The organism is uncultured Cellulomonas sp., assembly GCF_963527515.1.
Lineage (GTDB): Bacteria > Actinomycetota > Actinomycetes > Actinomycetales > Cellulomonadaceae > Cellulomonas.
The window spans coordinates 1-19,648 of the sequence record NZ_CAURTV010000068.1 but is presented as its reverse complement, the minus strand read 5'-3'; the positions used below and the strand labels follow the sequence as shown (position 1 = coordinate 19,648).

The window sequence follows — 19,648 nt, the reverse complement described above, 5'->3', positions numbered from 1 at the left end:
GCGCGGGGTGCCGTCGCCGGGCGGTCCTGGGCGACGCGACCGGCCGCGGCGGGGAACGCCTCGGTGGCCGGGGCCGTCACGGGGCCGTGGTGCGCCCAGGAGGGGACGTGGTGCGGGGGCGTCGCGGGTGCGGTCACCGGGGTCGGTGCGGACTCCGCCCGCCGCTGGGCCTCACGCAGACTGCGGCGGGTCGGGAGAGCCGTCACGGGCTCCTCGTTGTGCGACCCCACGACACCTCCAGTCGTCCACGCGTCTCTGATCTGCCGCGACGTCCACGTCGAGCGCGCGCCAGTCCCGTGCTCGCCGTGTTGCGGTCACGAAACCATAACGGCTCGTGATCGCGCTTCCAACCCCCTGGACAGGCGTCCAGTCCACGCAACGGACAATACGGGCGACACGCGGGGCGACACGCCGAGCACGCGCACGTGATCCGCACAACAGGTCAGGACAGCTGGCCCCGCTGCATCGCGTCGCGCACCTCGCCGACCAGCTCCTCGAGGATGTCCTCGAGGAACACGACCCCCACGGCGCCCCCGTCCTCGTCCACGCGGGCCAGGTGCGACCCCGACCGCTGCATGGCGGCGAGCGCGTCCTCGACCTCGTCCTGCGGCGCGACCACGGCGAGCGCCCGCACGCGCCACGCCGGCACCGGGAGGCTCCGTGCGCCCTCGTCCGCGTACAGGACGTCCTTGAGGTGCAGGTAGCCGAGGGGTACGCCGGCGTCGTCGACCACCGGGAACCGGCTGAACCCCGTCCGGGCGACGAGCCGCTCGACCTCCTCGGGCGTGCTGCCCTCGCTCAGCGTGACCAGCTCGCCGGTGCGGATCATCACGTCCTGGGCGGTCCGGTCCGAGAACTCCAGGGCACCGGCCAACAGCCCCTGCTCGTCCTCGAGCAGCCCCTCGGCCTGGGATCGCTCGACGATCGACTGGACCTCCTGGGCCGTGAACGCCGAGGCGACCTCGTCCTTGGGCTCGACGCCGAACAGCCGCAGGGCGTGGTTGGCCAGCCAGTTCAGGCCCGTGATCAGGGGGCGCACCACGCGGGCGATCCAGACCAGGGGCGGGCCGAACATGAGCACGGCCCGGTCGGGACCCGCGACGGCCAGGTTCTTGGGCACCATCTCGCCGAGCACCACGTGCAGGTAGACCACCACCGCGAGCGCGACGACGAACGCGATCGGGTGCGTGAGGCTCTCGCTGATGCCCAGCCCATGCAGCGGCGCCTCGATCAGGTGCGCGATGGCGGGCTCGGCGACCACCCCGAGGCTGGTCGAGCAGACGGTGATGCCCAGCTGCGCGCAGGCCAGCATGAGCGAGACGTGCTCCATGGCCCACAGCACGGTGACGGCACGCCGGTCTCCCTCTCGGGCGAGCGGCTCGATGGAGCTGCGGCGCGCGGAGATGATGGCGAACTCCGCGCCGACGAAGAACGCGTTCGCGGCCAGCAGGAGTACGGCGACCAGGAGCGCGAGGCTCGAGCTCATGACTCGTCCTCCTCGTCCGCCTCGACCGTGCACACGCGCACCCGCTCGACCCGGCGCCCCGCCATGGCCTCCACGGCGAGCTTGACGCCGCCGACCACGATCTCGTCGCCGTCGGCCGGGATGCGTCCCAGCACGAACATGAGCAGGCCACCGAGCGTCTCGTACGGGCCGTCCGCGGGGACGTGCAGCCCGGTGACCTCCACCAGCTCGTCGGGGCGCAGCACCCCGGGCAGGAGCCAGGAGCCGTCCGCGGACCGGGCGGTCGAGGTGCGTCGGCGGTCGTGCTCGTCGGCGACGTCCCCGACCAGCTCCTCGACCACGTCCTCCAGAGTGACGACGCCGGAGGTGCCGCCGTACTCGTCCACGACGACCGCCATCTGCAGCCCCTGCTCGCGCAGCTCGACCAGCAGCGGCCCCAGGTGCACGGTCTCCGGCACGCGCGGCGCCTCGACCATGAGCGCGGCCGCGGGCACCTCGGACCGGCGCTCGTACGGCACCGCGATCGCGCGGCGCAGGTGCACGAGACCGACGATGTCGTCGCTGGAGTCTCCGATCACCGGGAACCGGGAGTGGCCGGTGCGCCGGGCGAGCTCGATGACGTCGGACGCGGGGTCCTCGCGCCGCACCACCACGAGCCGCAGCCGGTCGGTCATCACGTCGACCGCCGTGAGCTCCGTGAACTCGATCGAGTTGGTCAGCAGGGTGGCCGTCGACTCGTCGAGCGTGCCCACCTCCGCCGAGCGCCGCACCAGTGCGGCCAGCTCCTGCGGCGACCGCCCGCCGGAGAGCTCCTCGCGCGGCTCGATCCCGACGCTGCGCAGCAGGGCGTTGGCGCTGCCGTTGAACGCGACGATGAGCGGCCGCAGAGCGCTGGTGAAGCCCCGCTGCAGCGGCGCGACCGTGCGGGCCGTCGCCATCGGCCGGCTGATCGCCAGGTTCTTGGGGATGAGCTCGCCGACCACCATCGAGAACCCGTTGACCAGGACGAGCGCCAGGACGCCCGCCAGCAGGCCGCCGACCACCTGGCCGAGCGGGGAGTCCTCGAGGGGCAGCCGCAGCAGTCGAACGACGGCCGGCTGCGTGGTGTAGCCGAGCAGGACGGTGGTCAGCGTGATGCCGAGCTGGGCGCCGGACAGCTCGGTGGACAGGCGCCGCAGCGCCTTGAGGACGGACTGGCTGCGGCGGTCGTCGGCCGCGGCCTGGCTCTCGACGAGCCCGGGGTCGAGCGTGACCAGGGAGAACTCGCTGGCGACGAACACCGCGGTCCCGAGCGTGAGCAGGATGCCGAGCGCCACCAGCAGCCACTCGATCAGCATGCGGGACCACCGGGCCCACGACGAGCGCCGACCCGGGGGTCGGCGCTCAGGGGGGCGGGAGCTGGGGAGAGGGTCGTGCGGAAGTGGTGGCCGGCATGGTGTCCCGCGGGCTCGTCGGCCCGGGCAGGACGCCGGCAGCGACTTGAGCTGCTCATGGTGGGCTCGATCATACGGGCGACGGGGCGACACCACCCGGCGCGGTCACATATCTGCCCGGCTGTGCCACGCTGACCGCATGGCGAACGCGAGCGGTGCGGCGACGGGGGCCGGGGGGCCTGGCGGGCCCGGTGGCACGACGGTCCTGGTGGTGGAGGACGAGCCGGCGATCGCCCAGGCGATCGTGCACCGGCTGTCGGCGGAGGGCTGGTCGGTCGAGGCGGTGGGCGACGGTCTCGCGGGGGTCAGCGCCGCGTCCCGGCTCCGGCCGGACGTCGTGGTGCTCGACGTGATGCTCCCCGGGATCGACGGGCTCGAGGTGTGCCGGCGGATCCAGGCGGAGCGGCCCGTCCCGGTGCTCATGCTCACCGCGCGCGACGACGAGACCGACATGCTCATCGGCCTGGGCGTCGGCGCCGACGACTACATGACCAAGCCGTTCTCCATGCGGGAGCTGGTGGCGCGGACCAAGGCGCTGCTGCGCCGCACCGAGCGCGCGACGCGTGCCGCCGAGCTGGCCACCGCCGAGCTGCCCGACCCGCCGCTCGTCCTGGGCGACGTGACGGTCGACCGGGCGCAGCGGCGCGTGCTGCGCGGCGCGACCGAGGTGCACCTCACGCCGACCGAGTTCGACCTGCTGCTGGCCCTCGCGGCCACCCCGCGCACGGTCCTGACCCGTGAGCGGCTGCTCGCGGAGGTGTGGGACTGGGTGGACGCGAGCGGGACGCGCACGGTCGACTCGCACATCAAGGCGTTGCGTCGCAAGCTCGGCGCCGATCTCATCCGCACGGTGCACGGCGTCGGCTACGCGTTCGAGCCGAGCGACGGCGCCGCCGATCCCGGCGGGGCGACGGTCCCCGAGGGCGCGTGAACGCACCCCGCCACGTCCGGGGCGAGTTCGCCCGGTCCCGGATCCCCGACCTGCGACCGCTCGACCGCTTCCGGTCGATCAAGATCAAGCTGGGCGTCCTGGTGGCCGCGACGGTGACCCTCGCCGCGTTCATCACCTGGGTGGGCCTCTACAACCAGCTCGGCCCGTCCCGCACGCTGCCCATCGCGATCATCGCCTCGCTCGTCGTCACGCAGCTGCTGGCCCGCGGGATGACGTCGCCCCTGCGGGAGATGACGCAGGCGGCGCGCCGGATGGCCGGTGGCGACTACAGCCGCCGGGTGCGGGCGACCAGCCTGGACGAGGTCGGTCAGCTGGCGGACGCGTTCAACACGATGGCCGACGACCTCGAGCAGGCGGACACGTTCCGCCGGGAGCTCGTCGCCAACGTCTCCCACGAGCTGCGCACCCCGGTGACCGCGCTGCAGGCGCAGCTGGAGAACATCGTCGACGGCGTGACCGAGGCGGACCCGGCGACCATGCAGGCGGCGCTGGCGCAGACGGAGCGCCTCGGGCGGCTGGTCACCTACCTGCTCGACCTGTCCCGGCTCGAGGCCGGGGACGTGCCGCTGCAGATCGCCGACGTGCGGTTGCAGGACTTCCTCGAGGAGGCTGCGGAGGGCGCGCTGCTGGTCGGGTCCACCAAGCGGCTGCGGTTCCCCGTCGTGGTGCAGCCGCCGGACCTCACCGTCCCCGCGGACCCCGACCGGCTGCACCAGGTGGTGGCCAACCTGGTGCACAACGCCGTCCGGCACTCCCCCGACGACGACGAGGTCCGGCTGGAGGCGTCCCGGGTGGGCTCCGACGTGCGGATCGACGTGGTCGACCACGGCCCGGGGATCGCCCGCGACCAGCGGCCCCACGTGTTCGAGCGGTTCGTCCGCGGCAACACCCCCGCGCTCACAGGTCAGGTGTCGACGGGCGGCACCGGCCTCGGGCTGGCGATCGTGCGGTGGGCGGTCGAGCTGCACGGCGGGCGGATCGAGGTCGCGGACACGGACGTGGGCTGCACCATGCGAGTGACGCTGCCGGCGACCAGCCGGATCGCGGCCGAGTAGCCACGCCCGTCGCTAGGGTCGTCCCATGACCACCGACGGCACCATCCTGGTCGACCACCTCTCCAAGTCCTTCGGACCGGTCCGCGCCGTCGACGATCTGTCGTTCCAGGTCTCCCCCGGTCGCGTGACCGGCTTCCTCGGCCCGAACGGCGCGGGGAAGACGACCACGCTGCGGATGCTGCTGGGGCTCGTGCGGCCGACGGCGGGGGCCGCGACGATCGGCGGCCGGACCTACGCCCAGATCCCGCGGCCGCTGCGGACGGTGGGCGCGGCGCTGGAGGCTGCAAGCTTCCACCCGGGGCGAACGGCGCTGGACCACCTGCGCCTCTACACGCCCCAGGTCGGCGTCCCCGACGCCCGCGCCGGACAGGTGCTCGAGCTGGTCGGGCTGTCGGCCGCAGCCGACCGACGCGTCGGCGGCTTCTCCCTCGGCATGCGGCAGCGCCTGGCGCTGGCCACCACACTGCTGGGCGACCCGCGTGTCCTGCTGCTGGACGAGCCGGCCAACGGGCTGGACCCGGAGGGCATCCGCTGGCTGCGGGGCTTCCTGCGGACGCTGGCGGCCGAGGGACGCACCGTGCTGGTGTCCAGCCACGTGCTCTCCGAGGTCGAGCAGACCGTCGACGACGTCGTGATCATCGCCCGCGGCCGGCTGGCGCACGCCTCCTCGCTGGCGGAGCTGGCCGGCATGGCGCGTGCGCAGGTCCGGGTGGTCTCCCCGGACGCGGCCGGCCTCGCCGCGCTGGTCGAGCGGTCGTCCTGGGTGCGCACCGACGCCGGCGACCCTCGGGTGGCCGACCTGTGGGACGTCGACGCCGCCGCCGTCGGAGCCGCCGCGTTCGCCGCCGGCGTCGAGCTGCACGAGCTGACCAGCCGAGATCCCGGGCTGGAGGGGCTGTTCCTGCAGCTCGTCGGCTCGGTCGACGCCGCGACCGCCGGGGCGGTGGCCTGATGCGCGCCGCGCTGGTCACCGAGTACCGCAAGCTGGTCACCACCCGGCTGTGGTGGATCCTCCTGCTCGCCATGGCCGTCTACATGGCGTTCCTGTCCGCCGTCCTCGGCTGGGCCGTCTCCCAAGGCAGCGGGATGACCGGCGGCACCGGCGAGGAGGTCGTGCTGGCGCCCGACGCGGTCGTCCGTGCGGTCTACACCGTCGCCGTGACGTTCGGCTACGTCTTCCCGCTCCTGGTCGGCGCGCTCGCGGTCGCCTCGGAGTTCCGCCACCAGACCATCACGCCCACGCTGCTGGCCGAGAGCCGCAGGACCGTCCTCGTGTCGGCCAAGGTGGTCTCGGCCGCCGTGCTCGGCCTGGTGTACGGGCTCGTCGGCACGCTGGCCGCCGTCGGGGCGGGTGCGGCCGTGCTGTCCCTGCTGGACCTGCCGACGTTCCTGGACGAGGCCTCGACGTGGCGGACCATCGCCCTGTCCGTGCTCGCCCTGGCGCTCTGGGCCGTGGTCGGCGTCGGCTTCGGGTCGGTGCTGACCAACCAGGTCGCGGCGATCGTCGTCGTCCTGGCGTTCACGCAGTTCGTCGAGCCCGTGCTGCGCTTCGTCCTGACCCTGACCACCTGGGGTCCTGGCATCGCCGCCTACCTGCCCGGCGCCGCGGGTGAGGCCGTCTCGGGCGGCAGCATCTACTCCGAGTCGGGCATGGGCACGCTGCTGACCTGGTGGCAGGGCGCCCTCGTTCTGCTCGCCTACGGCCTGGGCCTGGCGGCGATCGGCAGGGTCACCACGTTCCGCCGCGACATCACCTGAGGCCAGCTGCAGAACCATGACCTCGCAGGGGTGCCGACGACCTCGGCTTTGGGTCCGCCGAACGTCCTCGTTGCCCCGCGTTGACCCGGGTGCGCCGACAAGGTGAAGGCGCCTACGGATACGCCCCGAAGCGGCCTCCCGAGGCGGGCCCTAGGTCCTGCAGGCCGTAGTGTTGTCATCAAGAGAACGGGCAACTGAACCAGCAGCGACGCGGTCACGGACCGCAGCGGAAGTGGGCGATCCCAGCGTGACCCAGATGGCGGATCCTGACTCGACGAGTGCCGTCTTCGGCGCCAACGAGTGGCTCGTGGACGAGCTGTTCGAGCAGTACCAGAAGGACAAGAACTCGGTCGACCCGGCGTGGTGGGACTTCTTCGAGGGCTACAAGCCCGAGGAGTCCAACGGCTCCGCACCGGTGAACGGCACCCCGGCGACGACGCCGACCGCGGCCGCCCCCGCGCCCGCACCGGCCGTGGTGGCACCGGTGGCCCCGCCTGCGCCCCCCGCTCCGGCTCCTGCCCCCGCCCCGGTGGCGGTCGAGCCCGCGCCGGTCACGTCCCCGATCGCCACCGCCCAGCCCGCGACCGCGCCGTACGCGCAAGTGGCGCAGCGGACGTCGAGCAGCGACGAGGCCGAGACCGAGACCGCGGACGACGTGCAGAAGCTGCGCGGACCCGCCGCGCGCGTCGTGACCAACATGGAGGCCTCGCTCGAGGTCCCCACGGCCACGTCGGTGCGCGCCGTTCCGGCCAAGCTCATGGTCGACAACCGCATCGTCATCAACAACCACCTGGCGCGCGGTCGCGGCGGCAAGATCTCGTTCACGCACCTCATCGGCTTCGCCATGGTGGAGGCGCTGGCGGAGATGCCCGCGATGAACACCTCCTACACGCTGGGCGACGGCAAGCCGAGCGTCCTGACGCCCGCGCACGTCAACGTCGGCATCGCCATCGACCTGGCCAAGCCGGACGGCACCCGCCAGCTGCTCGTCCCGTCGATCAAGAAGTCCGAGACGCTCGACTTCGCCGGCTTCTGGTCCGCCTACGAGGACGTCGTGCGGCGCGCACGCGCCAACAAGCTGGTCGTCGACGACTTCTCCGGCACCACGATCTCGCTGACCAACCCCGGCACCATCGGCACGGTCCACTCCGTCCCGCGGCTCATGCAGGGCCAGGGCACGATCGTGGGCGTCGGCGCCATGGACTACCCCGCCGAGTTCGCCGGCACGTCCGAGGACGCGCTGCACCGGATGGGCATCTCCAAGGTCCTCACGCTGACCTCCACGTACGACCACCGCATCATCCAGGGCGCGCAGTCGGGCGACTTCCTGCGCATCATCGGCCGCAAGCTGCTGGGCGAGGACGGCTTCTACGACCGCGTCTTCGCCTCGCTGCGCGTGCCGTACGAGCCCGTCCGCTGGGTGCGCGAGGCCGCCGACCCCGACGCCGAGGCCATCAAGCCGGCCCGCATCGCGGAGCTCATCCACTCCTACCGGTCCCGCGGCCACCTCATGGCGGACACGGACCCCCTTGCCTACCGCCAGCGCAAGCACCCCGACCTGGACGTGCAGACGCACGGCCTGACGCTCTGGGACCTCGACCGGGTGTTCCCCACCGGCGGCTTCGGCGGCAAGCCCCGCGCCAAGCTCCGTGAGGTGCTCGGCCTGCTGCGCGACTCGTACTGCCGCACCGTGGGCAGCGAGTACATGCACCTGCAGGACCCCCGGCAGCGCCGGTGGCTCCAGGAGCGGCTCGAGTCCGGGTACGCCCGCACGCCCCGCGAGGACCAGCTGCGGATCCTGCGCCGCCTGAACGCGGCCGAGGCGTTCGAGACCTTCCTGCAGACCAAGTACGTCGGCCAGAAGCGCTTCTCGCTGGAGGGCGGCGAGTCCGTCATCGCGCTGCTGGACGCGATCCTGTCCAAGGCCGCCAACAACGGTCTCGACGAGGTCGGCATCGGCATGGCCCACCGCGGCCGGCTGAACATCCTGGCCAACATCGCCGGTAAGTCCTACGCGCAGATCTTCCGCGAGTTCGAGGGCAACCAGGACCCGAAGTCGGTCCAGGGCTCGGGCGACGTCAAGTACCACCTGGGCACCGAGGGCACGTTCACCGCCGAGTCCGGCGAGACGACCGCGGTGTACCTGGCCGCCAACCCCTCGCACCTCGAGGCTGTCGACCCTGTGCTCGAGGGCATCGTGCGCGCCAAGCAGGACCGCATCGACCTGGGCGGTGACGGCTTCTCCGTCCTGCCGATCCTCATCCACGGCGACGCCGCCTTCGCGGGCCAGGGCGTGGTGTTCGAGACGCTCAACCTGGCGCAGCTGCGCGGGTACCGCACCGGCGGCACCATCCACGTCATCATCAACAACCAGGTCGGCTTCACCACGGGACCGTCCTCGTCGCGGTCGTCGCAGTACGCGACCGACGTGGCCAAGGGCCTCCAGGTGCCGATCTTCCACGTCAACGGGGACGACCCCGAGGCGTGCGTGCGGGTGGCCGAGCTGGCGTTCGAGTACCGCGAGCAGTTCGACCGCGACGTCATCATCGACATGGTCTGCTACCGCCGCCGCGGTCACAACGAGGGCGACGACCCCTCGATGACGCAGCCGCTCATGTACAACCTCATCGAGGCCAAGCGCTCGGTCCGCAAGCTCTACACCGAGACGCTGGTGGCGCGCGGCGACATCACGATCGAGGAGGCCGAGCAGGCGCTGCAGGACTACCAGCAGCAGCTCGAGCGGGTCTTCACCGAGACGCGCGAGGACGGGTACACCCCCGCCCCGCCGGAGGCCGAGGCCGTCAAGGGCCTGGAGCGCCCGGAGTCGCAGCTCGAGGACGCCGGCGTCATGGTCGGCTGGAAGACCGCCGTCGACGCACGCACCCTCGAGCGCATCGGGCACGCCCACGTCCGGCCGCCGGAGGGCTTCACGGTCCACCCCAAGCTGGCGCAGCTGCTGGCCAAGCGGGAGGCCATGTCCCGCGAGGGCGGCATCGACTGGGGCTTCGGCGAGCTGCTGGCGTTCGGGTCGCTGCTGGTCGAGGGCACGCCGGTCCGCCTGGCCGGGCAGGACTCGCGCCGCGGCACGTTCGTCCAGCGGCACGCGGTCATGCACGACCGGGAGACCGGTGCCGAGTGGACCCCGCTGCTCTACCTGTCGGGCGACCAGGCGAAGTTCTGGGTGTACGACTCCTCGCTGTCCGAGTACGCCGCCCTCGGGTTCGAGTACGGCTACTCGGTCGAGCGTCCCGACGCCCTCGTGCTCTGGGAGGCGCAGTTCGGCGACTTCGTCAACGGCGCCCAGACGATCATCGACGAGTTCATCTCGTCGGCCGAGCAGAAGTGGGCGCAGCGCTCGTCGGTGGTCCTGCTGCTTCCGCACGGGTACGAGGGCCAGGGGCCGGACCACTCGTCGGCCCGCATCGAGCGGTTCCTGCAGCTCGCGGCCGAGGACAACATGACGATCGCGCAGCCGTCCACGCCCGCGTCGCACTTCCACCTGCTGCGCCGCCAGGCGTACGACCGCCCGCGTCGCCCGCTCGTGGTGTTCACGCCGAAGTCGATGCTGCGCCTCAAGACCGCTGCGTCACCGGTGGAGGACTTCACCTCGGGCACCTTCCGGACGGTTATCGGCGACGAGCTGGCGGCCGCCAAGGCCGGTCAGGTCACCCGCGTGCTGCTCTGCTCCGGCAAGGTCTACTGGGACCTGCTGGCGCACCGGGTGACCAGTGGCGACGAGCAGACGGCCATCGTCCGGCTGGAGCAGCTGTACCCGCTCGACGCCGAGGCGGTGCGGGCGGCCGTCGCCCCGTTCGACGGTGCCGAACTGGTCTGGGTGCAGGACGAGCCGCGCAACCAGGGTCCGTGGACGTTCCTGTCCATGCACCTGCCACAGCTGCTGGGCCGCACCCTGCGCGTGATCTCCCGCAAGGAGTCCGCGTCGCCGGCCGCCGGCTCCGCCAAGAAGCACCAGGCGCAGCAGGCGAACCTCGTCGAGACCGCCTTCCAGCACTGACCCGACCGAGGGCCGCACCCCACCCGGGGTGCGGCCTTCGTCGTCCCTCAGACCCCGACCGGCGCGAACGTGCGGCGGTAGGCCTGCGGGCTCGTGCCGAGCGTCCGGGCGAAGTGGTGCCGCAGGACGGCCGCGGTCCCGAACCCGCAGAGCCGCGCGATCTCCTCGATGCCGGCGTCGGAGCGCTCCAGCATCTCCTGCGCCCGCACCACCCGCTGCCGGGTGACCCACGCGGCGGGCGTCGTGCCTGTCTCCGCGCGGAACCGGCGGGCGAACGTCCGCTCGGACACGAACGCGCGGGCGGCCAGGTCGGGGACGCTCAGGTCCTGGTCGAGGTGCTCCACCATCCAGGCGAGCAGCGGGGCGAGGGTGTCGGCGTCGCAGGGCAGCGGGGTGTCCACGAACTGGGCCTGACCGCCGTCCCGGTGCGGGGGGACCACCATCCGGCGGGCGATCATCGACGCGGCCGAGGCGCCCAGCTCGCGGCGGACCAGGTGCAGGCACGCGTCGATCCCCGCCGCGGTCCCCGCGCTCGTGATCACCCGGTCGTCGTCGACGTAGAGGACCGCCGGGTCGACGCGCGCCTGCGGGAACGACCCCGCCAGCCGCTCGCTGTGCATCCAGTGGGTGGTGCAGCGGCGTCCGTCGAGCAGTCCCGCCTGACCGAGTGCGAAGGCCCCGCTGCAGATGCTCAGCACCCAGGCGCCGCGCGCGTGCGCGTCCCGCAGCGCGTCGAGCACCGCCTCCGGCACCCCCTCGGGCTCGCCGTACGCGGGCAGGATCACCAGGTCGGCGCCGCGGGTGGCCTCCAGCCCGTGCTCCACGACGATGGAGTAGGCACCACCCTTCGTCGGCACCACGCCGGGCTCGATGCCGCAGAGCGTGAAGTCGAACGTGGGCCCGCCGGTGTCCCGCCGGTCGATGCCGAACACCTCGCACGCGACCCCCAGCTCGAAGGGCGCGACGTTCGGCAGGGCGAGGGCGACGACGGAGCGGAGCATGCGCACAGCATCGGCACCCGCTGGCGGAATGTCAACGGTCATCGTCTCTTCTGCCACTCGTGGCATGAAGTACTCGAGCGCAGACTTTCTGCCATGACCACTCTCTGGATCGTCCTCGCACTCGCCGCCGCGGCCTGGCTGGTCGCCCGGCTGATCCTCACGCTGCGCAACGACGGACTGGGCAGCACCCGGCCGCCCGCGTCCCACGCCGACTGGTCGGACGCCACCACCGACCTGCCGAGCCACCCGTACCGCACCGCCGGTTGACCCGCGACTGGCCCGTCGATGAACCCGCGCTCGTCGTCGTGCCCTGAGACACTGGGCGGCGACGGCCGTCACCCGACGAGCCGTCGGGACCGGACGGCGAGAGGTGACGCGCGTGGGAGAGCTGCCGCTGAGGCTGGCGGTGGTCGGCGACGAGCTCGTGGCCGGCGCAGGCGACCCCAAGGGGCTGGGCTGGGTCGGCCGGGTGGCCGCCCGCACGCCGACCCCCGATCCGCTCACCGTGCTGACGCTGGCCGTCCCGGGCGAGACCAGCACCGCCCTCGGGGCCCGGTGGGACGACGAGGTCACGCGCCGGCTGTCCCCGCAGGCCGACAACCGCCTGGTGGTCGCGCTCGGCCGGGCCGACGTCGCCGCCGGGCTCTCGCTCGCGCGCAGCCGGCTCAACCTGGCGAACATCCTCGACGTCGCCGACCAGCGCCGGATCCCCGCGTTCGTCGTCGGCCCCCCGCCGGGCGGCACCGCCGAGGCGGACCAGCTGGCCGACCTGTCCGCAGCGTTCGCGGACGTGGCCACCCGGCGCCGCGTGCCCTACGTCGACACCTACACCCCGCTGGCCGCCCACGACCAGTGGCTGGGCGACCTGGCGGCCGGAGACGGCGTCCTGCCCGGGCAGGCGGGCTACGGCCTCATGGCCTGGCTGGTCCTGCACACCGGATGGCACGCCTGGCTCGGCCTGCCCGACGACGGCGCCTGACCGCCGTCACCGCAGCGTGCCGCGCACGGCCGTCAGGGCGGAATCCAGCACGGTCCGCAGGGTGTCGAGCGTGAGCTGGTCGACGCCGCCGCTGGCGTCGGCCCGCCGCAGGTCGGCGCGGAGCTCGTCGCGGAACCGGCGGATCATCGCCTCGGCGTCCGTGGCCCGTACGTGCGAGGCCAGCCGCGGGTCGTCCGCGACGCCGGCAGCGTGCGGCACCGCGGCCGCGCGAGCCTGCTGGGCGGCGGCGGCCAGGTCGGCGCGCAGCCCTCGCATGGAGCCCTTGACGTCCTCGCGCACCTGCGCGGCACGTTCGCGCACCGACTCGGCGATGCCCTCCTCGAGGTGGGCCAGGTCCCCCCGACGCGCGTCCAGCTCCGCGAAGCCCGCCTCCGTGAGCGCGTAGGTGCTCTTGCGCTCCTCGTCCACCCGCAGGACCAGACCCTCCTCCTCCAGCCGAGCCAGCCGCGGGTACACGGTGCCCGCGCTCGGGCGGTAGGTGCCGCCGAAGCGGTCCGAGAGCGCGGTGATCAGCTCGTAGCCGTGCTTGGGGCCGCTCTCGAGCAGCGAGAGCAGGTACAGGCGCAGCTGGCCGTGCGCGAAGACCGGCGCCATCATCACGCGACCCCGGTCCCCGCGCCGCGCAGCACCGTGAGGTGCCCGGACACCGTGCTGGACGACACGAAGCAGGCGCCGTCGCCGGTGCGCAGGTCGACCTTGCGGTGCCCGGGCGTCGTGCCTTTGTATTCCTCGCCGTCCACGACGAGCCGCCCGGACACGGACTGCCCCTTGACCTGCACGCCCTTGCCCGCCGGCAGACGGACGGTGACGTCCCCGGAGACGGTCGAGGCCGTCACCCGGGACGACCCGGTGGTCACGTCGAGGGTCAGCGAGCCCGAGACCGAGTTGGCCTGCACCAGGCTCAGCTCGCCCGATGCCGCCAGGTCGCCCGAGACCGAGTTGAGCTTGAGATCACCGCGGTGGTCGCGGACGACGATCTCGCCCGACACGGTGTTGGCGCTCAGCCGCCCGCTGGTGCCGTCGGTGACGAGCGTGCCGGACACGGTCGAGACCGACGCGTCCTCCGCCACACCGGCCAGCAGGCCGTCGGCGCTCACCGTGCCCAGCTTGGCGTGGACGCCGCGGGGCACCGCGATGTGCACGTCGGCCCTGTCCTTGCCGCGGAAGTTGCGGAACTGCTCCAGGAACCCCTCCCAGCCGCCCAGCGTGAACTGGTAGCCGACGCGCAGCTCGCCGTCCGAGAGGCTGACCTCCAGCGGCCGGCCGTCCACGGCGTGCACCTCGATGCGGGCCCCGGGCCTGTCGTGCGCGACGACGTCGACGCGGCCGCCGACCAGCTGCACCCGGAGGGCGGTGATCGACTCGACCTCGATGATCTGCGGGCCGGCGACGACCCAGGACTCGCTTGCCATGATGCTCCCCTATCGCGATATATCTCGTCTCTGGAGACACGCTATATCGCGTTTCCGTCCGGGCGCAAGCACGGAAGAGCCCGTGACCGCTGGGCGGTCACGGGCTCGACGACGCTGCGGTCAGGACACCACGCCGGCGCCGCGCAGCTCGACCGTGAGGTCGTGCGGGCTCGTCGAGGCGGACAGCGCCTCGTCGTACGTGATGACGTCGTCCCGGACCAGCTGGAAGAGGTGCTGGTCGAAGGTCTGCATCTTGTAGAAGTCGCCCTCCTTGATCAGGTCGAGCAGGGGCGGGGCGTCCTCCGGGTCCAGGATCGCCTCGCGCGTGCGGCCCGTGTTGACCATGACCTCGATCGCCGGACGCCGCCCGGTCCCGTCGGCCAGGCGGACCAGGCGCTGGGACACGATGCCCCGCAGCGCCTGGGACAGCGCGATGCGCACCTGCTTCTGCTCGTGCGGCGGGAAGAAGTCGATGATGCGGTTGATCGTCTCCGCGGCGTCGATGGTGTGCAGCGTCGACAGGACGAGGTGACCGGTCTCGGCGGCCGACAAGGCCGCGCGGACGGTCTCGACGTCGCGCATCTCGCCGACCAGGATCACGTCGGGGTCCTGCCGCATGGCCGCCCGCAGCGCGACCGTGAAGTCGGCCGTGTCCTGGCGCACCTCCCGCTGGGAGACGATCGACTTCTTGTCCTGGTGCAGGATCTCGATCGGGTCCTCGATGGTGACGATGTTGACCTCGCGCAGCGTGTTGATGAGGTCGACCATCGACGCCAGCGTGGTCGTCTTGCCGCAGCCGGTCGGGCCGGTGACCAGCACGAGCCCGCGCGGCTCCAGGGCCAGCTCGCCCACGACCTCCGGCAGCGACAGCTCGGCCAGCGACTGCGCGCCGACCGCGACGCGACGGAAGACCATGCCGTACGTGCCGCGCGCCTGGTAGGCGTTCACGCGGAACCGCCCGACGCCGGACAGCGAGTAGGCGAAGTCCGCCTCGTGGTGTGCACGGAACGTGTCCACCAGGTCGTCGGGCAGGACCTCCTCGAGCATCCGCTCGGTGTCCGCCGGCTTGAGCTCCGGGACCTGGAGCTTGCGCAGCCGCCCGTCGACGCGGACGCGGGGGGCTGAGCCGACCTTGCAGTGCAGGTCGGAGCCGCCCGTGCTCGCGAGGGCGTGCAGGAACGGGATGACGGACTGGGTCGGCTGGCTCACGCACTGGATATCGGACGAAGGCCCCCCGCACTTGAGGGGACTCGAGATGTGGGACGATGGAGCGAGTCCGGCGTGCAGCACGGGCGCCGACCCCCGGAACGTCGACGAAGGAAGATCCCATGAGCAAGCGAGGCCGCAAGCGTCGCTCCCGCAAGGGCAGCGCCGCGAACCACGGCAACCGTCCCAACGCCTGAGCGTTCGGAGACCGTTCGTCCCAGACGCGCGAAGGCCCGGTGCAGCAGCTGCTGCACCGGGCCTTCGTCGTTCGAGGAGGCGGGAGGATCAGTCCAGGGTGACGCGCATGACGGTCAGCTGCTCGTGGATCTTCAGCCGCAGACCCTCGGGGGCGGACTCCTGGCAGCCGCGCTTCACGATGGTCTTCACCACCACGTCGACGTCGTACTCCTCCAGGCAGCCCTCGCACTCGGCCAGGTGCGCCCGGACCGTCGCAGCATCGGGTGCGCCGAGCTCCGCGTCGAGGTACTCCCACAGCCGGTCGAGCGCGTCCGCGCAGTTGTTGCCGCAGTTGCCCGTGGACAGGTCACTCTCGTTCATCGTTCGCCCTCCGGCGCGGTGGGTGCCACCCCGACCAGGCCACGCCCTCGGGCGTAGTCCGACAGCAGCTCACGCAGCTGCCCACGGCCGCGGTGCAACCGGGACATCACCGTCCCGATCGGCGTCCCCATGATCTCGGCGATCTCCTTGTACGCGAAGCCCTCGACGTCGGCGAGGTACACCGCGATCCGGAACTCCTCGGGCAGGCGCTGGAGCGCGTCCTTGACGTCGGAGTCCGGGAGGTGGTCGAGCGCCTCGGCCTCGGCGGACCGCAGACCTCTCGACGTGTGCGACTCGGCGCGGGCCAGCTGCCAGTCCTCGATCTCCTCGGAGCGGGACTGCTGCGGCTCGCGCTGCTTCTTGCGGTACGAGTTGATGTACGTGTTGGTGAGGATCCGGTACAGCCACGCCTTGAGGTTGGTGCCCGGCCGGTACTGGTGGAACGCGGCGAACGCCTTGGCGAACGTCTCCTGCACCAGGTCCTCGGCGTCGGCCGGGTTGCGCGTCATCCGCAGGGCAGCGCCGTACAGCTGGTCCAGGTAGACCAGCGCCTCGGCCTCGAACCTCTCGGTCCGTTCCGCGTCGCCCTCGGACTCGGGCGCACGGTTCGTGTCCTCGCTCATCGCGGTCGAGCCTAGCCCCGCAGGCTGTGCGCCACCGACCGAGGTGGGCAACGCCACGTTCACCCGGATCTCCTGCATCTGCGCAGGGCGCTGGGTCGGAAGAGTGTCCACGGGGATTCCGATCGCCCACCCGGTGACGGGCACCGTCGCGGGTCGCGTGTCGGTCGAACAGGTCATGAGCAGCACAACGGCGCCGGGAGGCGGACCATTCCCTCCGTCGCGATCCCCCACCGGGAGCACTAGGTTGGCCGCATGACGACGACCGCCGAGGACTCCCGCTTCCTGCGCCTGCTGCGGGAGCAGATCGGCCACGAGTTCGACGCCCACCAGCAGTACGTCGCGATCGCGGTGTGGTTCGACGGGCAGGACCTCCCCCAGCTGGCACGGCACTACTACCGGCAGGCCATCGAGGAGCGCAACCACGCCCTGATGATCGTGCGGTACCTGCTGGACCGGGACCTCCCCGTCGCCATCCCGGCCGGGAGCCCGGTGCGCAACGACTTCACCCAGGTCACCGAGCCCATCGGCCTGGCCCTGCGGCAGGAGAAGCAGGTGACCGCGCAGATCGAGGCGATCTTCGCGGCCGCCCGCTCCGAGGGCGACGCCCTCGGCGAGCAGTTCCTGCTGTGGTTCCTCAAGGAGCAGGTCGAGGAGGTCGCCTCGGCCACCACCCTGCTCACCGTCGCCACGCGTGCGGGCGACAACCTGTTCGACCTCGAGAACTACGTCGCCCGCGAGCAGATCGGTGACGGTGGCGAGTCCGCCGACGCACCCTCCGCCGCCGGCGGCGCCCTGTAGGAGGAGCTGCCGTGCTGCTGCGCCGGATCGCGCGTCCCCTGTTCGCCTCGTGGTTCGTCACCGAGGGTCTCGACGTCGTCCGGCACCCCGCCGCGCACGCCGCCGAGGCACGCGGTGCACTGACGACGCTGCGCCGTCGGCTCCCCGAGCCCGCACGGAACGGTCCCGCCGGTGACGTGCTGGGCCGCGAGCTCAGCGACCGCCAGCTGACGACGATCGTCCAGGCGCACGGTGCCGCGCTCACCGTGGCGGGGCTGCTGCTCGCGGTCGGCAAGGCACCGCGCACGGCCGCGCTCGCGCTCGCGGCGCTCACCGCTCCGCTCGTCCTGCTGAACCTGCCCACCAAGCGCGTGAAGGGCGAGGACCCGCTGCTGCGGCGCGCCCGTCGCGACAAGCTGGTGCGCGCGCTGGCGTTCACCGGCGGCGCGCTGATTGCCGGCGTCGACCTCGAGGGCCGCCCCGGGATCAGCTGGCGCGTGCAGAAGGCGCGCTCGGAGCACGCGGCCGCCAAGGCGTCCGACTGAGACGTCCGCCGGCCGGCGCGGCACCCGGCGATAGCCTGGGCGCCATGGAGCTCTGGACCGCACCCCTCGCCGACGCCCCCCTGGACGCGCTCGTCGAGGTGCCCGGCTCGAAGTCGCTGACCAACCGGTACCTGGTCCTCGCCGCGCTGGCCACCTCCCCCGGCCGCCTGCGTGGTGCCCTGCGATCGCGGGACACGCGCCTGATGGCTGCCGCGCTCACCGGCCTCGGCGCTCGGATCGAGGAGGACGGCAGCGACTGGGTGGTGGCGCCCGGCCCCGTCGAGGGGTCGACCACGATCCACTGCGGCCTGGCGGGGACCGTGATGCGGTTCCTGCCCGCCGTCGCGGCGCTCGCGGACGGCCCGGTCCGGTTCGACGGTGACGACTCGGCGCTCGCCCGGCCGATGGGTCCGGTGCTCACCGCGCTGCGGACCCTGGGCGTGCGGGTGGAGGAGCACGGCGAGCCGGGACACCTCCCGTTCACGGTGCACGGCCGCGGCGCGGTGCGCGGAGGACAGGTCGACGTGGACGCGTCCGCGTCGAGCCAGTTCGTCTCCGGGCTGCTGCTGGCCGCCGCCCGGTTCGAGCGCGGGCTGACGCTGCGGCACACCGGCCGGACGCTGCCGAGCCTCCCGCACATCGAGATGACCGTCGCCCTGCTGCGCGAGGCCGGGGTCGCGGTGGACGACTCGCGACCCGCCATCTGGCAGGTCTCCCCCGGACCGATCGCCGGCCGCGACGTGCGTGTCGAGCCGGACCTGTCCAACGCGGCACCGTTCCTGTGCGCCGCTCTCGTGGCCGGCGGGACCGTGCGCGTGCCGGGCTGGCCGACCCGGACGACGCAGCCCGGGGGCCTGCTGCCCGGCATCCTCGAGCGCATGGGCGCCACCACGCGACTGGACGGGGACGTGCTGACCGTCAGCGGCACCGGGGCGATCCACGGCGTCGACCTGGACCTGCACGCGGCCGGCGAGATCGCACCGACCCTCGCAGGGCTCGCCACCCTGGCCGACTCCCCCACGCGCCTGCGGGGCATCGCCCACCTGCGTGGGCACGAGACCGACCGGCTGGCGGCGCTGGCCGCCGAGATCACGCGCCTCGGCGGGCAGGCGGAGCAGACCTCGGACGGCCTGGTCATCACGCCCCGTCCGCTGACCGGCGCCACCTGGCACACGTACGAGGACCACAGGATGGCCACCGCGGGCGCGCTGATCGGGCTGCTGGTGCCGGGCGTGGAGGTCGAGGACGTCGCCACGACTGCCAAGACCCTCCCCGACTTCGTCGGGCTCTGGGGCGGCATGCTCGGATCGGCCGTGCTGGCCTGATGGGTCCCCCGCAGGCACGGCGCTACGACGAGCGGGACGTCCGCATCCGTCCCGGTCGCGGCTCGCGCCCGCGCACCAAGCAGCGGCCCGAGCACGCCGACGCCGAGGTCGCCCTGGTCACCGCCGTCGACCGCGGCCGGTACGCGATCCTCGTCGACCCCGACGGACCCGACGAGCGGGTGGCGATCGCGATGAAGGCCCGGGAGCTGGGCCGCGACCGGGTGGTGCCGGGCGACCGGGTGGACATCGTCGGCGACACGACCGGCGACGAGGGTTCCCTGTCCCGGATCGTGCGGATCGGGGAGCGCCGGACCGTCCTGCGCCGCACGGCCGACGACACCGACCCGATCGAGCGGATCATCGTCGCCAACGCCGACCAGCTGGTCATCGTCACCGCGCTGGCGGACCCCGAGCCGCGCACGCGCATGATCGACCGCTGCGTCGCCGCGGCCTACGACGCCCGCATGGACGCCTTGCTCGCCCTCACCAAGGCCGACCTGGCGGACCCCGCGGAGCTGGTCGG

General features: G+C 72.8%; 20 protein-coding genes and 1 pseudogene. 12 read left to right on the top strand and 9 right to left on the bottom strand.

Translation table 11 applies throughout. The features are described from left to right. The 3 genes and pseudogenes from RYN42_RS14290 to RYN42_RS14280 form a co-directional block, all read right to left on the bottom strand. Positions 1-206: pseudogene (locus RYN42_RS14290) on the bottom strand (hypothetical protein); the annotation flags it as partial. 236 nt (positions 207-442) lie between these two features. Then, positions 443-1,486: a hemolysin family protein gene (locus RYN42_RS14285; RefSeq protein WP_315097209.1), complete on the bottom strand. Its 1,044-nt coding sequence runs from the start codon at positions 1,484-1,486 to the stop codon at positions 443-445. After that, entirely contained in the window at positions 1,483-2,802 is a 1,320-nt protein-coding gene (locus tag RYN42_RS14280; RefSeq protein ID WP_315097207.1) for a hemolysin family protein, read from the bottom strand. The genes RYN42_RS14285 and RYN42_RS14280 overlap by 4 nt, the downstream gene beginning before the upstream one ends. Positions 2,803-3,037: 235 nt before the next feature. Between RYN42_RS14280 and RYN42_RS14275 the strand changes: the two genes are divergently transcribed. The 5 genes from RYN42_RS14275 (at position 3,038) to RYN42_RS14255 (ending at position 10,678) form a co-directional block, all read left to right on the top strand. Beyond that, the gene (locus tag RYN42_RS14275) at positions 3,038-3,829 is read left to right on the top strand and encodes a response regulator transcription factor (RefSeq protein WP_315097205.1); all 792 of its coding nucleotides are present in this window, start codon (positions 3,038-3,040) and stop codon (positions 3,827-3,829) included. Beyond that, a complete protein-coding gene (locus RYN42_RS14270; RefSeq protein ID WP_315097203.1) occupies positions 3,826-4,905 on the top strand; it encodes an ATP-binding protein in 1,080 nt (359 codons plus the stop codon). The genes RYN42_RS14275 and RYN42_RS14270 overlap by 4 nt, the downstream gene beginning before the upstream one ends. 25 nt (positions 4,906-4,930) lie before the next feature. Then, entirely contained in the window at positions 4,931-5,857 is a 927-nt protein-coding gene (locus RYN42_RS14265; RefSeq protein ID WP_315097201.1) for an ATP-binding cassette domain-containing protein, read from the top strand. Further along, positions 5,857-6,663, top strand: coding sequence for an ABC transporter permease (locus tag RYN42_RS14260; RefSeq protein ID WP_315097199.1), 807 nt, complete (start codon positions 5,857-5,859; stop codon positions 6,661-6,663). Before RYN42_RS14265 ends, RYN42_RS14260 begins: the two co-directional genes overlap by 1 nt. A gap of 256 nt (positions 6,664-6,919) precedes the next feature. Then, the gene (locus RYN42_RS14255; protein ID WP_315097197.1) at positions 6,920-10,678 is read left to right on the top strand and encodes a multifunctional oxoglutarate decarboxylase/oxoglutarate dehydrogenase thiamine pyrophosphate-binding subunit/dihydrolipoyllysine-residue succinyltransferase subunit; all 3,759 of its coding nucleotides are present in this window, start codon (positions 6,920-6,922) and stop codon (positions 10,676-10,678) included. Positions 10,679-10,725: 47 nt separating this feature from the next. Here RYN42_RS14255 and RYN42_RS14250 read toward each other — a convergent pair whose 3' ends face one another. Next, a complete protein-coding gene (locus tag RYN42_RS14250) occupies positions 10,726-11,679 on the bottom strand; it encodes a helix-turn-helix domain-containing protein (protein WP_315097195.1) in 954 nt (317 codons plus the stop codon). 93 nt (positions 11,680-11,772) lie between these two features. Here RYN42_RS14250 and RYN42_RS14245 point away from each other — a divergent pair, with 93 nt between their 5' ends. Both RYN42_RS14245 and RYN42_RS14240 read left to right on the top strand, forming a co-directional pair. Continuing rightward, positions 11,773-11,946 (top strand): hypothetical protein, encoded by a 174-nt coding sequence (locus RYN42_RS14245; protein ID WP_315097193.1) that lies wholly within the window; start codon positions 11,773-11,775, stop codon positions 11,944-11,946. A 112-nt stretch (positions 11,947-12,058) separates the two neighbouring features. Continuing rightward, complete coding sequence (locus RYN42_RS14240; RefSeq protein WP_315097191.1) at positions 12,059-12,658, top strand: GDSL-type esterase/lipase family protein; 600 nt, start codon at positions 12,059-12,061, stop codon at positions 12,656-12,658. Between the two features lie 6 nt (positions 12,659-12,664). Here RYN42_RS14240 and RYN42_RS14235 read toward each other — a convergent pair whose 3' ends face one another. The 3 genes from RYN42_RS14235 to RYN42_RS14225 form a co-directional block, all read right to left on the bottom strand. Beyond that, on the bottom strand, positions 12,665-13,276 hold the full coding sequence (locus RYN42_RS14235; RefSeq protein WP_315097189.1) for a PadR family transcriptional regulator: 612 nt from the start codon (positions 13,274-13,276) through the stop codon (positions 12,665-12,667). Continuing rightward, positions 13,276-14,091, bottom strand: a complete 816-nt coding sequence (locus RYN42_RS14230; protein WP_315097186.1) for a DUF4097 family beta strand repeat-containing protein — start codon at positions 14,089-14,091, stop codon at positions 13,276-13,278. The genes RYN42_RS14235 and RYN42_RS14230 overlap by 1 nt, the downstream gene beginning before the upstream one ends. A gap of 120 nt (positions 14,092-14,211) precedes the next feature. Next, entirely contained in the window at positions 14,212-15,300 is a 1,089-nt protein-coding gene (locus RYN42_RS14225; protein ID WP_315097183.1) for a type IV pilus twitching motility protein PilT, read from the bottom strand. Between the two features lie 119 nt (positions 15,301-15,419). Between RYN42_RS14225 and RYN42_RS20245 the strand changes: the two genes are divergently transcribed. Further along, on the top strand, positions 15,420-15,494 hold the full coding sequence (locus RYN42_RS20245) for a 50S ribosomal protein bL37 (RefSeq protein WP_155859599.1): 75 nt from the start codon (positions 15,420-15,422) through the stop codon (positions 15,492-15,494). An 88-nt stretch (positions 15,495-15,582) separates the two neighbouring features. Here RYN42_RS20245 and rsrA read toward each other — a convergent pair whose 3' ends face one another. Further along, on the bottom strand, positions 15,583-15,855 hold the full coding sequence (rsrA, locus tag RYN42_RS14220) for a mycothiol system anti-sigma-R factor (protein WP_315097181.1): 273 nt from the start codon (positions 15,853-15,855) through the stop codon (positions 15,583-15,585). Continuing rightward, a complete protein-coding gene (locus RYN42_RS14215) occupies positions 15,852-16,556 on the bottom strand; it encodes a sigma-70 family RNA polymerase sigma factor (protein WP_315097213.1) in 705 nt (234 codons plus the stop codon). Before RYN42_RS14215 ends, rsrA begins: the two co-directional genes overlap by 4 nt. A 174-nt stretch (positions 16,557-16,730) precedes the next feature. On the opposite strand from RYN42_RS14215, the gene RYN42_RS14210 reads away from it, so the two are divergent. The 4 genes from RYN42_RS14210 to rsgA all read left to right on the top strand — a co-directional run. Further along, the gene (locus RYN42_RS14210; RefSeq protein WP_315097179.1) at positions 16,731-17,276 is read left to right on the top strand and encodes a ferritin; all 546 of its coding nucleotides are present in this window, start codon (positions 16,731-16,733) and stop codon (positions 17,274-17,276) included. Between the two features lie 11 nt (positions 17,277-17,287). Then, a complete protein-coding gene (locus RYN42_RS14205; RefSeq protein ID WP_315097177.1) occupies positions 17,288-17,800 on the top strand; it encodes a DoxX family protein in 513 nt (170 codons plus the stop codon). A gap of 44 nt (positions 17,801-17,844) precedes the next feature. Further along, the gene (gene aroA, locus RYN42_RS14200) at positions 17,845-19,125 is read left to right on the top strand and encodes a 3-phosphoshikimate 1-carboxyvinyltransferase (RefSeq protein ID WP_315097175.1); all 1,281 of its coding nucleotides are present in this window, start codon (positions 17,845-17,847) and stop codon (positions 19,123-19,125) included. Further along, the coding region (gene rsgA / locus RYN42_RS14195) for a GTPase RsgA (protein WP_315097173.1) at positions 19,125-19,648 on the top strand (524 nt) is incomplete at its 3' end. The genes aroA and rsgA, both read left to right, overlap by 1 nt.

What these genes read in the sequence shown, in the direction of transcription:
- RYN42_RS14215 (WP_315097213.1), bottom strand. Translation starts at nt 16,556, where the DNA reads ATGCAGGAGATCCGGGTGAACGTGGCGTTGCCCACCTCGGTCGGTGGC.
- RYN42_RS14230 (WP_315097186.1), bottom strand. Translation starts at nt 14,091, where the DNA reads ATGGCAAGCGAGTCCTGGGTCGTCGCCGGCCCGCAGATCATCGAGGTC.
- RYN42_RS14275 (WP_315097205.1), top strand. Translation starts at nt 3,038, where the DNA reads ATGGCGAACGCGAGCGGTGCGGCGACGGGGGCCGGGGGGCCTGGCGGG.
- RYN42_RS14260 (WP_315097199.1), top strand. Translation starts at nt 5,857, where the DNA reads ATGCGCGCCGCGCTGGTCACCGAGTACCGCAAGCTGGTCACCACCCGG.
- RYN42_RS14245 (WP_315097193.1), top strand. Translation starts at nt 11,773, where the DNA reads ATGACCACTCTCTGGATCGTCCTCGCACTCGCCGCCGCGGCCTGGCTG.
- RYN42_RS14265 (WP_315097201.1), top strand. Translation starts at nt 4,931, where the DNA reads ATGACCACCGACGGCACCATCCTGGTCGACCACCTCTCCAAGTCCTTC.
- RYN42_RS14280 (WP_315097207.1), bottom strand. Translation starts at nt 2,802, where the DNA reads ATGCTGATCGAGTGGCTGCTGGTGGCGCTCGGCATCCTGCTCACGCTC.
- RYN42_RS14235 (WP_315097189.1), bottom strand. Translation starts at nt 13,276, where the DNA reads ATGATGGCGCCGGTCTTCGCGCACGGCCAGCTGCGCCTGTACCTGCTC.
- rsrA (WP_315097181.1), bottom strand. Translation starts at nt 15,855, where the DNA reads ATGAACGAGAGTGACCTGTCCACGGGCAACTGCGGCAACAACTGCGCG.
- RYN42_RS14250 (WP_315097195.1), bottom strand. Translation starts at nt 11,679, where the DNA reads ATGCTCCGCTCCGTCGTCGCCCTCGCCCTGCCGAACGTCGCGCCCTTC.
- aroA (WP_315097175.1), top strand. Translation starts at nt 17,845, where the DNA reads ATGGAGCTCTGGACCGCACCCCTCGCCGACGCCCCCCTGGACGCGCTC.
- RYN42_RS14210 (WP_315097179.1), top strand. Translation starts at nt 16,731, where the DNA reads ATGACGACGACCGCCGAGGACTCCCGCTTCCTGCGCCTGCTGCGGGAG.
- RYN42_RS14285 (WP_315097209.1), bottom strand. Translation starts at nt 1,486, where the DNA reads ATGAGCTCGAGCCTCGCGCTCCTGGTCGCCGTACTCCTGCTGGCCGCG.
- RYN42_RS14255 (WP_315097197.1), top strand. Translation starts at nt 6,920, where the DNA reads ATGGCGGATCCTGACTCGACGAGTGCCGTCTTCGGCGCCAACGAGTGG.